The sequence below is a fragment of the Rhizobium indicum genome, assembly GCF_005862305.2.
In the GTDB taxonomy this organism is placed as follows: domain Bacteria; phylum Pseudomonadota; class Alphaproteobacteria; order Rhizobiales; family Rhizobiaceae; genus Rhizobium; species Rhizobium indicum.
Map to the genome: position 1 here is coordinate 187,646 of NZ_CP054023.1, position 15,653 is coordinate 203,298.

Annotated in this window: 15 protein-coding genes; 12 read left to right on the top strand and 3 right to left on the bottom strand. The window is 63.1% G+C overall.

Annotation, left to right across the window (positions count from 1 at the left end; genetic code table 11):
* Nucleotides 1-49: 49 nt before the first annotated feature.
* Nucleotides 50-1,009: a GlxA family transcriptional regulator gene (locus tag FFM53_RS30630; RefSeq protein ID WP_138389871.1), complete on the bottom strand. Its 960-nt coding sequence runs from the start codon at nt 1,007-1,009 to the stop codon at nt 50-52.
* 87 nt (nt 1,010-1,096) lie between these two features.
* On the opposite strand from FFM53_RS30630, the gene FFM53_RS30635 reads away from it, so the two are divergent.
* From FFM53_RS30635 to FFM53_RS30650, 4 genes are read left to right on the top strand one after another with little or no spacing between them, the layout of a single operon-like run.
* Entirely contained in the window at nt 1,097-2,347 is a 1,251-nt protein-coding gene (locus FFM53_RS30635) for a sarcosine oxidase subunit beta family protein (RefSeq protein ID WP_138389870.1), read from the top strand.
* An 11-nt stretch (nt 2,348-2,358) separates the two neighbouring features.
* Nucleotides 2,359-2,640: a sarcosine oxidase subunit delta gene (locus FFM53_RS30640; RefSeq protein ID WP_138389869.1), complete on the top strand. Its 282-nt coding sequence runs from the start codon at nt 2,359-2,361 to the stop codon at nt 2,638-2,640.
* Complete coding sequence (locus FFM53_RS30645) at nt 2,637-5,594, top strand: sarcosine oxidase subunit alpha family protein (protein WP_138389868.1); 2,958 nt, start codon at nt 2,637-2,639, stop codon at nt 5,592-5,594. Before FFM53_RS30640 ends, FFM53_RS30645 begins: the two co-directional genes overlap by 4 nt.
* Entirely contained in the window at nt 5,587-6,132 is a 546-nt protein-coding gene (locus FFM53_RS30650; RefSeq protein WP_138389867.1) for a sarcosine oxidase subunit gamma, read from the top strand. The genes FFM53_RS30645 and FFM53_RS30650 overlap by 8 nt, the downstream gene beginning before the upstream one ends.
* A gap of 21 nt (nt 6,133-6,153) precedes the next feature.
* Here FFM53_RS30650 and FFM53_RS30655 read toward each other — a convergent pair whose 3' ends face one another.
* Together FFM53_RS30655 and FFM53_RS36865 are read right to left on the bottom strand one after the other, a co-directional pair.
* Nucleotides 6,154-7,296 (bottom strand): TadA family conjugal transfer-associated ATPase, encoded by a 1,143-nt coding sequence (locus tag FFM53_RS30655; RefSeq protein WP_138389866.1) that lies wholly within the window; start codon nt 7,294-7,296, stop codon nt 6,154-6,156.
* Nucleotides 7,296-7,418: a hypothetical protein gene (locus FFM53_RS36865; RefSeq protein ID WP_260060310.1), complete on the bottom strand. Its 123-nt coding sequence runs from the start codon at nt 7,416-7,418 to the stop codon at nt 7,296-7,298. The genes FFM53_RS30655 and FFM53_RS36865 overlap by 1 nt, the downstream gene beginning before the upstream one ends.
* A gap of 516 nt (nt 7,419-7,934) precedes the next feature.
* Here FFM53_RS36865 and FFM53_RS30660 point away from each other — a divergent pair.
* The 8 genes from FFM53_RS30660 to FFM53_RS30695 are packed head-to-tail and all read left to right on the top strand — an operon-like array spanning nt 7,935 to nt 15,613.
* A complete protein-coding gene (locus FFM53_RS30660; protein WP_003548168.1) occupies nt 7,935-8,138 on the top strand; it encodes a hypothetical protein in 204 nt (67 codons plus the stop codon).
* Between the two features lie 13 nt (nt 8,139-8,151).
* A complete protein-coding gene (locus FFM53_RS30665; RefSeq protein WP_011655292.1) occupies nt 8,152-8,715 on the top strand; it encodes an A24 family peptidase in 564 nt (187 codons plus the stop codon).
* Between the two features lie 5 nt (nt 8,716-8,720).
* Nucleotides 8,721-9,518 (top strand): TadE/TadG family type IV pilus assembly protein, encoded by a 798-nt coding sequence (locus FFM53_RS30670; protein WP_138389865.1) that lies wholly within the window; start codon nt 8,721-8,723, stop codon nt 9,516-9,518.
* Nucleotides 9,515-11,152 (top strand): TadE/TadG family type IV pilus assembly protein, encoded by a 1,638-nt coding sequence (locus FFM53_RS30675; protein WP_138389864.1) that lies wholly within the window; start codon nt 9,515-9,517, stop codon nt 11,150-11,152. Before FFM53_RS30670 ends, FFM53_RS30675 begins: the two co-directional genes overlap by 4 nt.
* Complete coding sequence (locus tag FFM53_RS30680) at nt 11,124-11,801, top strand: TadE/TadG family type IV pilus assembly protein (RefSeq protein ID WP_138389863.1); 678 nt, start codon at nt 11,124-11,126, stop codon at nt 11,799-11,801. Before FFM53_RS30675 ends, FFM53_RS30680 begins: the two co-directional genes overlap by 29 nt.
* 1 nt (nt 11,802) lies before the next feature.
* The gene (locus FFM53_RS30685; protein WP_138389862.1) at nt 11,803-12,741 is read left to right on the top strand and encodes a hypothetical protein; all 939 of its coding nucleotides are present in this window, start codon (nt 11,803-11,805) and stop codon (nt 12,739-12,741) included.
* Nucleotides 12,738-13,694: a Flp pilus assembly protein CpaB gene (gene cpaB / locus FFM53_RS30690; protein ID WP_138389861.1), complete on the top strand. Its 957-nt coding sequence runs from the start codon at nt 12,738-12,740 to the stop codon at nt 13,692-13,694. The genes FFM53_RS30685 and cpaB overlap by 4 nt, the downstream gene beginning before the upstream one ends.
* A 20-nt stretch (nt 13,695-13,714) precedes the next feature.
* Nucleotides 13,715-15,613: a TadA family conjugal transfer-associated ATPase gene (locus FFM53_RS30695; RefSeq protein ID WP_138389860.1), complete on the top strand. Its 1,899-nt coding sequence runs from the start codon at nt 13,715-13,717 to the stop codon at nt 15,611-15,613.
* Nucleotides 15,614-15,653 lie beyond the last annotated feature (40 nt).

Consider the following 15,653-nt stretch of genomic DNA (forward strand, 5'->3'; position numbering starts at 1 on the left):
AAAGGCAACCCTATCGTCATAGTGAAAATTTCTCAACCGTGAAGAAAACCTATTCCCGCCGCGCCGCGCGCGGGGCGATGCCGTAGACGGCACGGAACATGCGGGAAAAATGGCTCAGGCTGGAAAAACCGGTGGCCACCGCGATTTCCGAGACGGAAAGCGGGCTCTGCTTCAACAGGCGATGGGCATGCTGCAGCCTGATCCTTCGGTATTGATCAAGGTAGGTGGTGCCGAGATGCGCCGAAAAGAGCCGGTCGAGATGGCGGGTGGTGACGCCGGCAATGCGCGCCATGGCGGCGCGCTCGAGCGGCATCTCGATCGTCTCCTCCATCCGTTCGAGAACGCCGAGCAGGCCGGGATGATAGACGCCGTAACGCTGCGCCAGCGAGGCGCGCTGGGGCGCAGCCGGTTCGTTGACCTCTGTATGAAGGTACCAGTCGCTGACCCTGCGGGCGAAATCCGGCCCCATGCGCTCGGCGATCAGCACATGCATCATGTCGAGCGGTGCGATGCCGCCGCCGCAGGTAATCCGGTTGCCGTCGATCATGAAGCGCGCCTGGCGCGGTGTGAGGTCCGGGAAGGCTTCGAGAAGGGCGGCCGCATGCTCCCAGTGGATGGTGAAGTCGCGGCCGCCGAGCAGTCCGGCGGCGGCCATCAGATAGGGACCGCCCGAGATGCCGCCGATCCTCACCCCTTCGCGCGACAGCTGCCGCAAGCAGGAAAGCACGCCGGGATATCGCCAGTCGCGGGGCGAACCGCCGGCGCAGACGAAGGCCGTTCCGAGTCCTGAGCCTCTGACAGGGAGAGGTTCGGCGGGGACGCTGACGCCCGAGGAGGAGAGCGCCGATGCGCCATCCGGTGAGAAGACCTGCAGCCGATAGATCTCGCGTCCGGCCAGAAGATTTGCCGCCCGCAGCGGCTCCGTCGCCGAGGCATAGGACATCAGCGCAAATCCCGGGATAAGGATGAAGCCGATCGTCTGTACATTTCTGCTATCAAGCGAGGACATGTCTCTTTCTTAGCGATTCATGTCCCTTCTGTGCAAGTCCGCCCTCCCCTTTCTGGCATCATGCACCTGTTCTTTCCGGGGTGACCCATGCGCTATTCCGCTCTTTCGATTTTCCTGAACGGCCTTCGCGGCAACAAAGGCTGGGCGCCTGCCTGGCGCGATCCGGCGCCGAAGCCGCATTACGACGTCATCATCGTCGGTGGCGGCGGTCATGGTCTTGCGACCGCCTATTATCTTGCCAAGGAATTCGGCGTCACCAATGTCGCCGTCCTCGAAAAGGGCTATCTCGGCTCCGGCAATATCGGCAGGAACACCACGATCATCCGCTCGAACTACCTGCTGCCCGGCAACAATCCCTTCTACGAACTGTCGATGAAGCTGTGGGAAGGGCTGGAGCAGGACTTCAACTTCAACGCCATGGTCTCGCAGCGCGGCGTGCTCAACCTCTTCCATTCCGACGCCCAGCGCGACGCCTATACGCGGCGCGGCAACGCCATGCGGCTGCACGGCGTCGATGCCGAGCTTCTCGACCGGCAGGCAGTGCGTCGGAAATTGCCCTTCCTCGATTTCGACAATGCCCGTTTCCCCATCATGGGTGGCCTGTTCCAGCCGCGCGGCGGCACCGTGCGCCACGATGCGGTCGCCTGGGGTTATGCGCGCGGTGCAGACAGCCGCGGCGTCGACATCATCACCCAGTGTGAGGTGACCGGTATTCGCCGCGAAAACGGTGAGGTGATCGGCGTCGAGACCAGCAAGGGCTTCATCGGCTGCGGCAAGCTGGCGCTTGCGGCAGCCGGCAATTCCACCGTCGTCGCCGATATGGCCGGCCTTCGGCTGCCGATCGAAAGCCATGTGCTGCAGGCCTTTGTTTCGGAAGGGCTGAAGCCCTTCATCGACACGGTCGTCACCTTCGGCGCCGGGCATTTCTACGCATCCCAGTCGGACAAGGGCGGCCTCGTCTTCGGCGGCGATATCGACGGCTACAATTCCTATGCCCAGCGCGGCAATCTCGCCTCGGTCGAGCATGTCGCCGAAGCCGGGCTGGCGCTGATCCCGTCGCTGTCGCGCGTGCGCTACCTGCGTTCCTGGGGCGGCGTCATGGATATGAGCATGGACGGCTCGCCGATCATCGACCGCACCCATATCGACAATCTCTATCTCAACACCGGCTGGTGTTACGGCGGCTTCAAGGCCACGCCGGCCTCCGGCTTCTGTTACGCCCATCTGATCGCCCGTAACGCGCCGCATCAGACCGCCCGCGCGTTCCGGCTCGATCGCTTCGCGCGCGGCTACCCGATCGACGAAAAGGGCGTCGGCGCCCAGCCCAATCTGCACTGAGGACATTTAAGATGGCAAGCCTGATTTCCTGTCCTCATTGCGGCGCCCGACCCAAGGAGGAATTTTCGATCCGCGGCGATGCCGGTCTTGTCAGACCGGCGCCGAATGCCGGTGCGGAGGCCTGGTTCGACTATGTCTATCTGCGTGACAATCCGAGGGGCCGGCACAGCGAATACTGGCACCACTCCTCCGGATGCCGCCGCTGGCTGATCGTCGAACGCGATACCGTCACCCATGCGGTCCACGGCGTCAGGGATGCCGCCCTTTCCAAGCTCGGCGGAGAACCGGCATGACGAGTTTCCGTCTTTCCTCCGGCGGCCGCATCGACCGCGCCACGACGCTCGGCTTTACTTTCGACGGCAGGCCGCTCGAAGGCCATCCGGGCGACACGCTCGCCTCGGCACTGCTTGCCAACGGAGTCCAGCTCGTCGGCCGCAGCTTCAAATATCATCGCCCGCGCGGCATCCTGACGGCGGGGGCTGCCGAACCGAACGCGCTGGTGACGACGGGCAGCGGCGGGCGCACCGAACCGAACACGCGCGCTACGATGATCGAGCTTTATCAGGGGCTGACGGCAAAGAGCCAAAACCGCTGGCCCTCCCTCGGCTTCGATGTCGGCGCGGTCAATGGGCTGCTCTCGCCCTTCCTCAGCGCCGGTTTCTACTACAAGACCTTCATGTGGCCGGCTGGCCTCTGGGAAAAGCTCTACGAGCCGGTGATCCGCAAGGCGGCCGGCCTCGGCAGGGCCTCCTACGAAGCCGATCCCGACACTTACGAGAAATGCTGGGCGCATTGCGATCTGCTGGTGATCGGCGCCGGCCCTGCCGGTCTTGCCGCGGCGCTGACCGCCGGCCGCGCCGGCGCGCGCGTCATCCTCGCCGATGAGGGACCCGAACTCGGCGGCAGTCTGCTTTCCGACAGCGGTTCTGTCGACGGCAAGCCGGCGGACGCGCTTCTCGGCGAGTTGCTTGCCGAGCTGGTGGGACTTTCGAATGTGCGCCGCCTGCCACGCATGACGGTGTTCGGCTGGTACGACGACAATGTCTTCGGCGCCGTCGAACGGGTGCAGAAGCATGTGGCGATGCCTGATCCGGATCGTCCGGTCGAAAGATTGTGGCGCATCGTCGCCCGCCAGGCGATCCTTGCGACCGGCGCCGAGGAACGTCCGCTTGTCTTCGGCGGCAACGATATTCCCGGTGTGATGATGGCAGGCGCCATGCGCAGCTATCTCAACCGGCAGGCGGTCGCACCCGGCAGAAGCACTGTCATCTTCACCACCAACGATGCCGGATATCGCATCGCCGCCGATCTCGAGGCCGCCGGCCTCGCAGTTACGGCGATCGTCGACAGCCGCGCGGATGCGGCCGAGAGCTGGCAGGGCCGCGCCGAAGTGCTGAAGGGCGCCAGGGTCATCGATGCGTTTGGCGGCAAGCGCCTGCGCGGCGTCAGCGTCGAGACCGCCGGCGGCGCCCGCCGGATCGAAGCGGATGCGCTTGCCATGTCGGGCGGCTGGAGCCCGATCATTCATCTTGCCTGCCATCGCGGCGCGAAACCGCAATGGTCGGACGAGGCCTCGGCGTTTCTGGCGCCCGTCCAGCAGGAAGGCCTGACCGTTGCCGGCTCGGCGGCCGGTATGGCGCAAACGACGACCTGCCTCGGTGATGGCGCTACGAAGGCAGCGGCCGCGTTGACGGCGATCGGTTTCGCAGCGGCGGAACCGGCCTTTGCCGCGGCTTCCGAGACGGCCGCGCAGGCAAAGCCGCTCTGGTCGGTCAAGGGCTCGAAGGGCAAGGCTTTCGTCGACTATCAGAACGACGTGCATCTCAAGGATTTCGGCCTCGCCGTCCGCGAAGGTTACGGTCATGTCGAACTCGCCAAGCGCTACACGACATCAGGTATGGCGACCGACCAGGGCAAGCTTTCCAACATCAACGCCATCGGCATTCTCGCCGAGGCACGCGGCGTGTCGCCCGCCGAGGTGGGAACGACAACCTTCCGGCCCTTCTACACGCCGGTTTCCTTCGGCGCCTTGACCGGGACATCGCGCGGCAAACATTTCCAGCCGGCGCGCAAATCGCCGCTGCATGGTTGGGCCGAGAAGAACGGGGCGGTCTTCGTCGAAACCGGCCTCTGGTACCGTTCCTCCTGGTTTCCGCGTGCCGGCGAGACGACATGGCGCGAAAGCGTCGACCGCGAGGTGCTGAACATCCGCAGGAATGCCGGCCTCTGCGACGTCTCGACCCTGGGCAAGATCGAGATATCAGGGAAGGATGCCGCGACCTTCCTCGATCGCATCTACTGCAACGGCTTCGCCAAGCTTGCTGTGGGCAAGGCGCGTTATGGCATCATGCTGCGCGAGGACGGCTTCATCTATGATGACGGCACCATCAGCCGCTTCAGCGACGATCATTTCTTCATGACCACGACGACCGCGCTTGCCGCCGGCGTGCTCACCCATCTCGAATTCTGCGCCCAGACGCTCTGGCCGGAGCTCGACGTCTGCTTCGCCTCTTCGACCGATCAATGGGCGCAGATGGCCGTTGCCGGGCCGAAGTCGCGTCTCATTCTCCAGGAGATCGTCGACGAGGACATATCGGACGCGGCTTTCCCCTTCATGAGCGCCCGCAAGGTCTCTCTCTTCGGCGGCCGCCTCGAAGGCCGGCTCTTCCGGATTTCCTTCTCCGGTGAACTCGCCTACGAGTTGGCGGTGCCGGCCGGCTACGGCGAAGGTGTCGCCGATGCGGTCATGGCGGCGGGCGAAAAACATGACATCTGCGCCTATGGCGCCGAAGCGCTCGGCGTCATGCGCATCGAAAAGGGCCATGTCACCCATGCCGAAATCAACGGCACGGTGACGCCCGGCGATCTCGGTTTCGGCCGCATGGTTTCATCAACCAAGCCGGATTTCATCGGCAAGGCGATGCTTGCCCGTGAAGGGCTGCAGGATCCCGAGCGGCCGCGCCTTGTCGGTGTCAAGCCACTCAATCCGGCGACCGGATTCCGCACCGGCTCGCATATTCTTGCCGACGGCGTTGCCGCAACGCTCGAAAACGACCAGGGCTACGTCACATCAAGCGCCTTTTCGCCGGGGCTCGGCCATACGATCGGCCTGGCCCTCGTCAGGCGCGGGCCGGAGCGCATCGGCGAAAAGGTGACGGTCTGGAACGGTCTGCGCAACGAATTCACCGATGCGGTGCTCTGCCATCCCGTCTTCATCGATCCCGAAAACGAGAAGCTCCATGCGTGATCTTCCGCAACACAAACCGGTTCTTGCCGGGGCAGCATATAACGGCATCTCAGGGGCGGGCATCCGGCTCGAAGCCTTGCCGGAGGGCCATCTCCTGCATGTACTCGGCGCAATCGAGCCAACCGCGCTCGCCGCGGAATTGGTGAAAGCAGGCTTTGCGAAAAGTTCGATCCGTCAGGCAGGCTTCCGCCAATGGTTCGTCGCCGGCGATGAGCCGCTTGTCCCGGCCAGCCTCGATGCTCTCGTTGCAGCGCTTGCGGGAAAGGCCTTCGTCATGGACCAGAGCCATGGGCGTGTGCGTATCGGCGTTTCCGGTCGTTCTTCGCGGGCGCTTCTCTCAAGGGGGACCGCCGTCGATCTCGATCCTTCCGTCTTTCCGGAAGGCCATTCGGCCATGACGATGGTCGGTCATCTCTCCGTGCAGATCGTCCGCACCGGCGATGACAGCTTCGAGCTTACGGTCCTGCGCAGTTTTGCTGAAAGCCTCTGGGACGATCTCGCGCACATGGCGGCGAGCGCTGAAAAGGACGGCGTCTGAGAGAGACGGTTTCGATCGTTCTTAAGCTGTATGCAGCGCGGCGGCACCGACCCATTCGGGGCGCTCGGCGCCTTGCAGCTCTTCCACCGTATCGGCGGCGAAGCTCGGCACGACACCGGTCCACAGCAGTGCGCCGTCGGGATTGGAATGACCGTCGCCCTCGAGCTTGTAGATGCTTTCGACGATATACTGGCCGTCATTGTTCAGGCCCTTGATCTCGGAAATCTCGATCACCCGGCGCCGGCCGGTGCGCTTGAAGCGGGCGATCTGCACGACGACGTCGACCGCCGAGGCGATCTGGGCGCGCAGCGGCCGAAGCGGCATGTCGATATCCGACATCAGCGCCAACGTTTCCAGCCGGTGCAGGGAGTCATAGGGCGTGTTCGCATGCACCGTCGAAAGGCTGCCGCTGTGACCCGAGGTCATCGCCTGGATCATATCGAGCGCCTCGCCGCCGCGGCACTCGCCGACGATGATCCGGTCGGGCCGCATACGCAGCGACGAGCGGAACAGGTCGCGGATGCTGGCGCCGCCGCGACCGAAACGGTCGGGCTTCGTCACTTCGAGATAGACCACGTGTTCCTTGCGGATCTGCAGTTCCGACGTGTCCTCGATCACGATGATGCGCTCGTGGTCGGCAAAGGCTTCCGACAGCGCGTTCAGCATCGTCGTCTTGCCGGTGCCGGTGCCGCCGGAGATGATGACGTTCTTCTGCAGCCCGACGGCCGCCTGCAGCAGTGACAGCGATTGCTCGGTCAGGCTGCCCTGGGTGACGAGATCGTGGATGCTGCGATGTTCTTTCAGAAAGCGGCGGATGGAGATGCAAAGCCCGGTGCGGGACGCGGGCGGCTGGATCATCTGCACGCGCGAACCATCCGGTAGCCGCGCCTCGACGCTCGGTTCCTCCGGCGTCAGCCGCTTGCCTGAGAACTGTGCGATGCTGCGCGCGGCCGATTCCAAATCCTCACGACTGGCGAAACGCGTATCGGCGCGTTCGAGCTTGCCTCGCCTTTCGACGAAGATGTCGGATGTGCCGTTGATCAGGATTTCGGACACGCTCGGATCATCGAGGAGAAAACGGATCGGCCCGAGCAGCTTGTCCAGCGCCCGGCTCAGGACCTGGAAGGTCGCCTGTTCGGCAGCGTCGTCGGAAACGGCCTTCATTAGAGCGGCATCCCGACCAGGACCGTGCTCATGCCGAACAGCGTCGCCATCATCTGAACCGCGGTCGGAAAGAACATCATCAATGGAATGAGGACCAATCCAAGTATTAAGATGCTGCTCATCGTTTCCATCGTTCTCTCTCCGGATCGACTGGCGGGCGATACCCACCATTTGACGAAAGCTTAATCCAGATCGCCAAACAACGCCATGGCCGGCCCCGCGGAGGCAGTCATTATGATCGCCACGCGCCGTTTCTTCTATCGCTTTGAAAGAATTGACCAATTATGGAGCAGTAGACGAGGCCTCGCTGGGTCGTCAAAAACTTCCTATCCGCAGGTAAAAATGCAGCCGCTTCAAAAGCTTAGTTAAAATAATTGGGCGTCAACTGCGATTTTGCAGCCGATGCCTCCAAGACAATTGGAACCCTTCGTTTCGTTTGCTTGACGGAGGGCTGGCCTTAGGCGCACTCTTGGGTCTTAATGGTGTTGCTCAACAAACGTTGGCCGCCGGGGAAGAAAAGCTGAAGCAGAAAATATCATTGGATCGAGCAACATGCTCGTTCGGATCGATAGCGTATGCTTGGTTCATCTTCACCACGGCTTCGAACCGAAACAAACCTGGGAATGAGGAGTAATCACATGTTTGGTAAACTCAAGACTCTCGCAATTGCACTTCACAAGGACGAACGCGGCGACATGGCCCAGATCGTCCTGGCCGTCGCCCTGATCGTCATTCCGCTGATGCTGATCCTGCTCGCATTCGGCAAACAGATCGGCGAATGGTTCAACGAAAAGAACACGGCGCTCTCGGATGCCGAGAGAATTCCTGAGCCGGGTCAATAAGCGGATCGGGATCATGGATACGACCTATGATCTGACCCTGATGCCTGCGGCGGCGGCTCTTGCCGTCGCCTGCACCATGACCGCGGCGGTGCTCGACCATCGCCACGGTCATATCCCGAACGCCGTCACCTATCCCTGCCTGCTTGGCGGGTTCATGTTGGCGGCAGTCAGCGGCGGTCTCGCAGGGATAGGGCTTGCCTTCGCAGGCCTCCTTGCAGCCGGCCTGATCTTCATCATCGCCTTCGCAGCCGGAAGCTGCGGCGGCGGCGACGTCAAGCTGATGGCGGCGCTCGGCGCCATTCTTGGCCTCTGGCCCGCCATCGACGTCACACTTGCATCGCTGATGGCCGGCGGCGTGATCGCCGTTTTCTCCATGGCGCGGCGTGTTCAGTGGAGCGTGCTGGCTCGAACGGTCGGACTGTTTGCGCTTCTCCTGCCAGCCGGGTTCCGCGATGCCGCTTCGGTGCTGAAGCCGCGCGAAACCCATCATACCGTCCGCTTCGGCGTTGCCGCTGCTCTCGGACTTCTCTGGTGCCTTTTCATGCCCGATTTCACCCCTCTTTCATTCGTGAGGTAACGGCAATGCGCGCGGAACTCGAACGCCCCATCTTCGACGGTGCCTTCTGGAGTTCGATCCTGCACTCGCGGACCTTCTGGGTCCCTCAGGATCACGGCGCGCTCCTCGGTACCTTTGCGATCGCCATGATGCTGCTTGGCTCGATGCTGCTGCTGCCGCGGCTTTCCGCCCGCCGGCGCCGGATATCGGAGCTGCACGGCGATATCTCCGGCAGCACGACGATGATGGATTTCGTCCTCGTGACACCGGTCTTCGTCTTCTTCATGTTCGTGGTCTTCCAGTTCACGATCCTGGCCAAGAACCACCTCTTCACCCATTATGCCGCCTATGCGGCGGCCCGCAGCGCCCGCGTCTATTTCTGCCCGGCTTTTCCGATCACGCTTAGAAGCATCATCGACGTCAAGACCTGCGATGACGATGCTGCCGCCGGCAAGGCCGATCTTGCCGCCCGCCTGGCACTGATCCCGGCTGCCCCTTACGACCAGCTGAGATGCGTCGGCGCCTGCCAGCCGCCGGAAGATGCGCTGAAAAGCCTTGCCGATGCCTCGGGCCTTTCGAAGAACTGGCGCGCGATGCGCAACCAGGCCCGCTATATGTTCGACCCGCAGAACGTCACGGTGACCGTCGACCGCGCGCCGATGGCGCTCTATGCCGCCATCAACCGCTCGCCGCACGTGCCGGTCACCGCCAAGGTGGAAGCGCGCTTCCTGCTGCTCGAATATGCCGGCTGGGTCTTTGCCCGCGGCCAGAGGAAGGACGGCCGCTACTACACGATCTCGACGGCGGAGGTGAACCTGCTATGACACCGACCCTTATCAAGCGCCTGCACCGCGACGAACGCGGCTTCCTGTCGCCGATCATTCTCTACATGACGATCGCGCTCGCCCTGATGATCGTCTGGATCCTGAATACGGGACAGATGATCTACGACAAGCAGCGCACGCAGGACACGGCGGATGCCGCAGCACTCGTCCATGCCGACTGGGAAGCCCGCTATCTCAACATCATGGCGATGAACAACGTCGCCTCCTCGCAGGCAACCGTCGTCATGGCGACCTCGGTCGCCTTTCAGCTGACGACGGCGGAACTGGCCCTGCGCTCGGGCGCCATCCTCGCGAAACTCGCCGAATACTCTTTCACGGATGGCTTCGGCCCGGCGTCGCTCCTGCCGCCGATGCCGCCGATGCCCCATTGCCCGGGCTGGCAGAAGGTCCCGGTCGTCGGTGGCATCATCTACGGCGCTTGCCTGGCGTTCCAGGGGGTCCGGGCGATAGGAGCCACCAAGGCGATTGCATATACGGTAAAAGCACAGATCGATTATGATCCCTGGGGCCTCATCGTGAAGTCCAGCGACATCATCGACGCCATGAATGATCTCAACGACTACCTCGTCGAGAGCTTTCCGCAGCGGGTCGGCAACGAAGCCCTGCATCTGGTGCGCCTGAACAAGTCGGATCATGTCGTCTTCCATCCGCCGTGCGAGTCCTGCAACAACGCCGGAGAGGGAGCCGGGGGTAACCTGCCGGTCGATCGCGACGGCATCAATCCCGCCTCGGCCTATGCTGAAATGTGCCTCGCCATGACCTATGGCACCCAGGGGCAGGACCCGTTCCTCATGCGCGGCGAGTTTGCCAATCGCGGCTTCCCCAACGGCAAGGGTCCGTTGACCGCAGGTGGGGTCGACGGCAGCCATATCCGCGACTGGGTCAATCACGAGAGCGGCATCGACGATGCTTTAGTGGACTTCTACATCTTTTATGAAGCCTTTGGCCCGGCCTATTTGAGCAAGATCCCGTTCAAGGCGATCATCGAGCAATTTGGCGATCTCAGCTGGTGGCAGGAACTGCTGCTCGATGGCAGCTTCTTTATCGCCGAGGAATTCTTCGGCATCGAATTCGGCATCGTGAACCCCTTTCAGCTGCCGATCGACAAGCCACCGCGCTATTCCGACAAGCAGACAAAGGACGAGAACGATTTCACCCGCAAGTTCGAAACGATCTGGAGTGGGGTCTGCAGCCCGGCGGGCGCTGCGATTTCGATGGCAGGCGCACTGCCCGTGATTTCCTTCCCGAAGCCTTACTGGCTGAAGGGACGCACACCTTTCAACTTCACGCCCTTTGGCGGCGAGCAACTCGACGACTACCAGACGCTGGCGATCGTTTCGCGCGCCCCGCGCGCCCGGCTGCAGATCCGCATCTTCAAGGACAAGACACCGTCCGCCTATGCGCTCGCGCAGAGCTGGGTCCACAATTACACGGCCTTCGACCTCTACACGCAGGACTGGCTGGCATCGCTTGCGCCCGCCACGCTTGCCGACGATATCGGCGAGGTTTCGAACACCATCAAGCAGAGCCCGGCGGCCGACAGTTTTACCGGCTTGACGCGCGTCTTCGATCAAGGAGGAGCCAATGCCTGGGCTGCCGTCAACACACACTGAGCCTATGAGCGGTCCTCCCGGCCGCGGGCTGCTGATGCGGCTGCACCGCGACAAGCGCGGCCTGGCCTCGATCGAATTCGTGCTCGCCGCGCCGGTCATCCTGCTGATCGTGATTTTCGTCATCCACGCGAACAAGATTTCCACCAAGAAGGTCGGAACCATGGTGGCGATGCGCAACGCCGCCTTCGCTGAGGCGAATGGGCTGGACTGCACGTCGGATTTCTCGAACGCCTTCCCGATCCCGGCTTTGCCGGCACTGCCCGGACGCGACGCCATGAGCTGCTCGCGCACGCCATCGCATGAAGGCGGCGGCGACCCTCAGCGCACCTTTGTCTGGGACGACGTACAGAATACCTTAAAGAACGGCCGCGATTTCGGCGATATGGTCGGCGACCTCGCCAATGAAAAGCCGCAGCTCGTCACCGCGACGGCCGACCGGATCTACAAGTTCAGGGATTCCGACGATCTCGATACGATCAGGAGCCTCCGCTGGAAGGACGCGTTCACGGTCGACGACTCGACGCTGTTTGCCTCCCAAAACAACGATACCACGAGCCGCGGCTACGATCCGACGCTGCGCCGGGAAATCCGCGATGTGGCCGACGATTCCGGCGATCTGTTCGACGGCGTCTTTCCGGGAGCGAAATAAGATGAGACAGGGCTCGCGCATCTCTTTTCGTCTCGTCGGCCATCTCGCCGGCCATCTCACCGGTTTACTGTTCGTCATCGGGCTCGCCGCCGCCATGGCCACACCTGTTCGCGCCGAAATCTACAAGGATTTCAAAGTGACGCTGAATTCGATGCTGGCCGGCATCCTCGGCGCGCCGGAGCGGGCGCCGCGCGATCTCGTCATCAACGGCCAACCGCTTGAATTCACGCCCTACCAGAGCGATCGCAGCATTTCCGATATCACCGACGAATGGCTGCGGATGTTGGCCGCCAATACGAGGCCTGCCCTGCCGAAAAGCAGCGACAAGGAAGAGCTGACCGCCGTCATTGCCGCCAACATGCTGATCGTCCCGAAGACGAGCCGCATCCGCGACGATCTCGCCGTGGTGGTGCGGTTCTTCGATGGCGACGGCGAGGCAGCCCTCGACTATCTCCGCCGGCAGGATCCTAAAAATCCTTCGGCAAGAGCGCCGATCCCAGGCGTCTCGATCATGATCCGCCGTCCCGCCGATGCGCCGAGGACCGAGGTGCTGATGAGCCGCTTCGAGGATGTCGCCTCGACGCTGCCGGCCTTCGCGGCTCCGGCCGACGTCAGCAAGCTGCCGATGTCGCTGCGTCCGCCGGCCGGTGTCGAGGTGCTGAGCGATATCGGCGATCGCGACAAGGGCCACACGTCGCGCACGGTCGTGTCGAAAGGCGCGCTGTCGGCCTCGCGCTGGTCCGATCAGCGCGCCGATCTGCTTGCCCGCGACGGCTTCACCATCGAGACGCCGCCGGCGCAGCGCGGCGGGGTCACTGCCCTTTACGGCAGGCGCGGCAGCGTCGAGGCCAATGTTCTCTACACCCGCAGCAAGACCGACGGCCGGACCGTCGAAGTCATTCAAATCAGGCAACCCTTCGTAGGGGGAATAACACCATGAACTGGAAGCTCATCGCGGCTGTCATCGTCGGGCTCATCACCGGCGTTCTGCTCTATTTCTGGACCGAGAGCGTCAAGAACGAACAGACGGCCTATGCCTTCATGCGGCTCCAGCCCGACAGGAAGGTCACGCGAGGACAGGCGATCACGCCCGACATGCTCGCCGAACCGGTGATGCTGCCGGAAAGCTTCGGGGCGCTGGCCAAACTCGCGGTTCCCGCTGCCAGCGCCTATCAGGAATGGCTGAAGGACAGGACGGCTGCGAGCGATATTCCGGCCGGCTCGGTGCTGCTCTTCCAGTATTTCGACGATACCGACGGCGGACGCCTGACGACGATGATCGCGCCCGGCAAGCGGGCGCTGACCCTTCCCGTCAACGCGGCCGCGGCCGTCGGCCATTTCGTCGAGCCGGGCAGCTATGTCGATATCCTCGGCACGGTCGACGAACCGGTCGAGCCCGTGGCGCCGGCCGCCGCGACCCAGCCGGGCGCTCCTGGCCAGCCCGCCGCCGTGCCAGGTCAGCCTGCCGCCCCGGGTCAGGCGCCGGCCATGGCCGGACAGCCGCAGGCTCCAGCCCAGCCGCAGTCGCCGGTCGAGCAGATGCTGAAGAACTATCTCACCCAGTATCCAGGCGCCGACGAGAACGATGTCAACGCCTACCGCAAACAGGCGCAGGATTATAAACTCGGCATAAGCTCGCGCACCCGCGTCGTCACCCGCACTTTCCTGCAGAATGTCAAAGTGCTGGCCGTCGGCGCGGCGACGACGGCGGAGGGCGCGGTCACCAAGGCCAACAGCACCTACAACAATGTGACCGTCGAAGTGACGCCGTCGGAAGCTGAAATGCTGATTTTTGCCATGGGCCAGTCGAACGGCAGCCTGAACCTCGTGCTGCGCAATCCGGCCGACAATACCGTCGAGGACCTGCCGAGCATCAACTGGACGCGCATGTGACCGCCGCGGGGGAATGAGCCATGCTGTTGAAGATTTCCTATGAGGACGGCAGCGGTCGGGAGGTGATCCCGCTCTCGGCGAACGAGACCTATTTCGTCGGCGAAAGCAGCACGCTGACCCTGCCCGCCGGCGCGGGCGTCGTGCGGCTGCGCGGCAGCCACGTCTCTTCGCCGCAATTCGTGCTGCGAAAGTCCGGTCAGGGCTGGTCGGTGCAGCATCACGGCCGCAACCCGACGCGCGTCGACGATCAGCCGCTTCGGGCCGGCATGCCGGTTGCGGTATCGGCCGGCATGTCGATCTGGGTGCCGAACGTCACGATCGAACTCGTCGAGCCGGCCGCGGCCGCCGAAGTGGTCACGCAATTTCCAGATCAGGAACGTGTGCTCGCCCTGCAGATGGAAATTCACGAACGCCTGCTGAAGGACACGCAATATGACCGGCTGGTGAAATCTTCCGATTTCGGCCGCGAGGACACGCGAAATCGAATCCGCGAGCGCCTCGACATGTTCATCAAGGAGGCGCTCGACGCAGCACAGCAGGATCTCGTCATCCTCGTCATCAAAAACGCCGTCTATCGGTGGCTGGCAAAACGCATCGCCCGCACGGGCCGGCGTGATGCGTCGTCGAATGCCGCAAGCCTCTCGCGTGAGGAGCAGGACAATCGCCGTCTCTTCGACGTCGGCAAGGCACTGATTTCGGCCCTTCAGCTCAAGCTGAACTTCGAATCCACCCGCTCCGATTTTGCCCAGCTCGACACGCGGTTCAGTGCCGCCTTCCAGTCCCGGCAGGCTCTTTTCAACGCCGGCGACCGTTACGAGATCGCCCATATGCACCTGCGCTCCAATATCGAGGAGCTGATGTACCGCTGGGGGACGATCTCCGAGCTGATGGATCTCGACGTCATCTCGGAAATCATGGTGACGCGTTATGACGAGATCTACGTCGAAAAATTCGGCCTGCTGGAACGCTATCCCTTCGCCTTCGCCAATGAACGGCAGCTGATGAAGGTGATCGAGCGCATCGCCGTCGATTCGAACCGCTCGATCAACGAGAGCGAGGCGATGGCCGACTTCCGCATGCCGGACGGCTCACGTGTCAACGCGGTCATTCCGCCGCTGGCGGTCAAGGGCGCCTGCCTCACCATCCGCAAGTTCGGCGGCAAGTCGCGGCTCGACATCAGCAAGCTGGTGACCGCCGGCGCGCTCAGCGAGCCAATGCGCGCCTTCCTCGAGGCTGCCGTCCGATCACGCAAGAACATCGTCGTCTCAGGCGGCACCGGCTCCGGCAAGACCACGCTCTTGAACAGCCTGTCGCAATTCATTCCGGTCGGCGAGCGCGTCGTTGCCGTCGAAGACACGTCCGAACTGCAGCTCGACGGCATCCATGTCGTCTATCTGCAATCGCGGCCGAAGACGGCGGAGTCCGAAACCAGCGTCACCATCCGCGACCTCGTGCGCAACGCGCTGCGCATGCGCCCCGACCGCATCATCGTCGGCGAGTGCCGCGGCGCCGAGGCGATCGACATGCTGCAGGCCATGAACACAGGCCATGCCGGCTCGATGACGACGGCGCATGCCAACACGCCGCAGGACATGATGACCCGCCTGGAGGTGATGGTGCTGCAGGGCCAGAGTTCGCTGCCTGTCATGGCGATCCGCCAGCAGATCGTTGCCGCCGTCGAGCTCGTCGTGCAGTTGAACCGCCTGGCGAACGGGCGGCGCGCCGTGACCGAAATATCGGAGGTGATCGGCATCGATCCGGATACCGGCCTCATCATCGTCGAGCCGATCTTCAATCTCGTCGGCCGCGCCGGTGGCCAGGCCGTGCATGCCTTCACCGGCTACCTGCCGAGCTTCGTCGCCGAGCTCGTCGAGTTCAACGACGACGGCGAGATCGAGAAACTGGATATGTTCGTCTAGAGCGGTTCAGGTTTTCGCGGAAGCGCAAAACCGCTCTAAG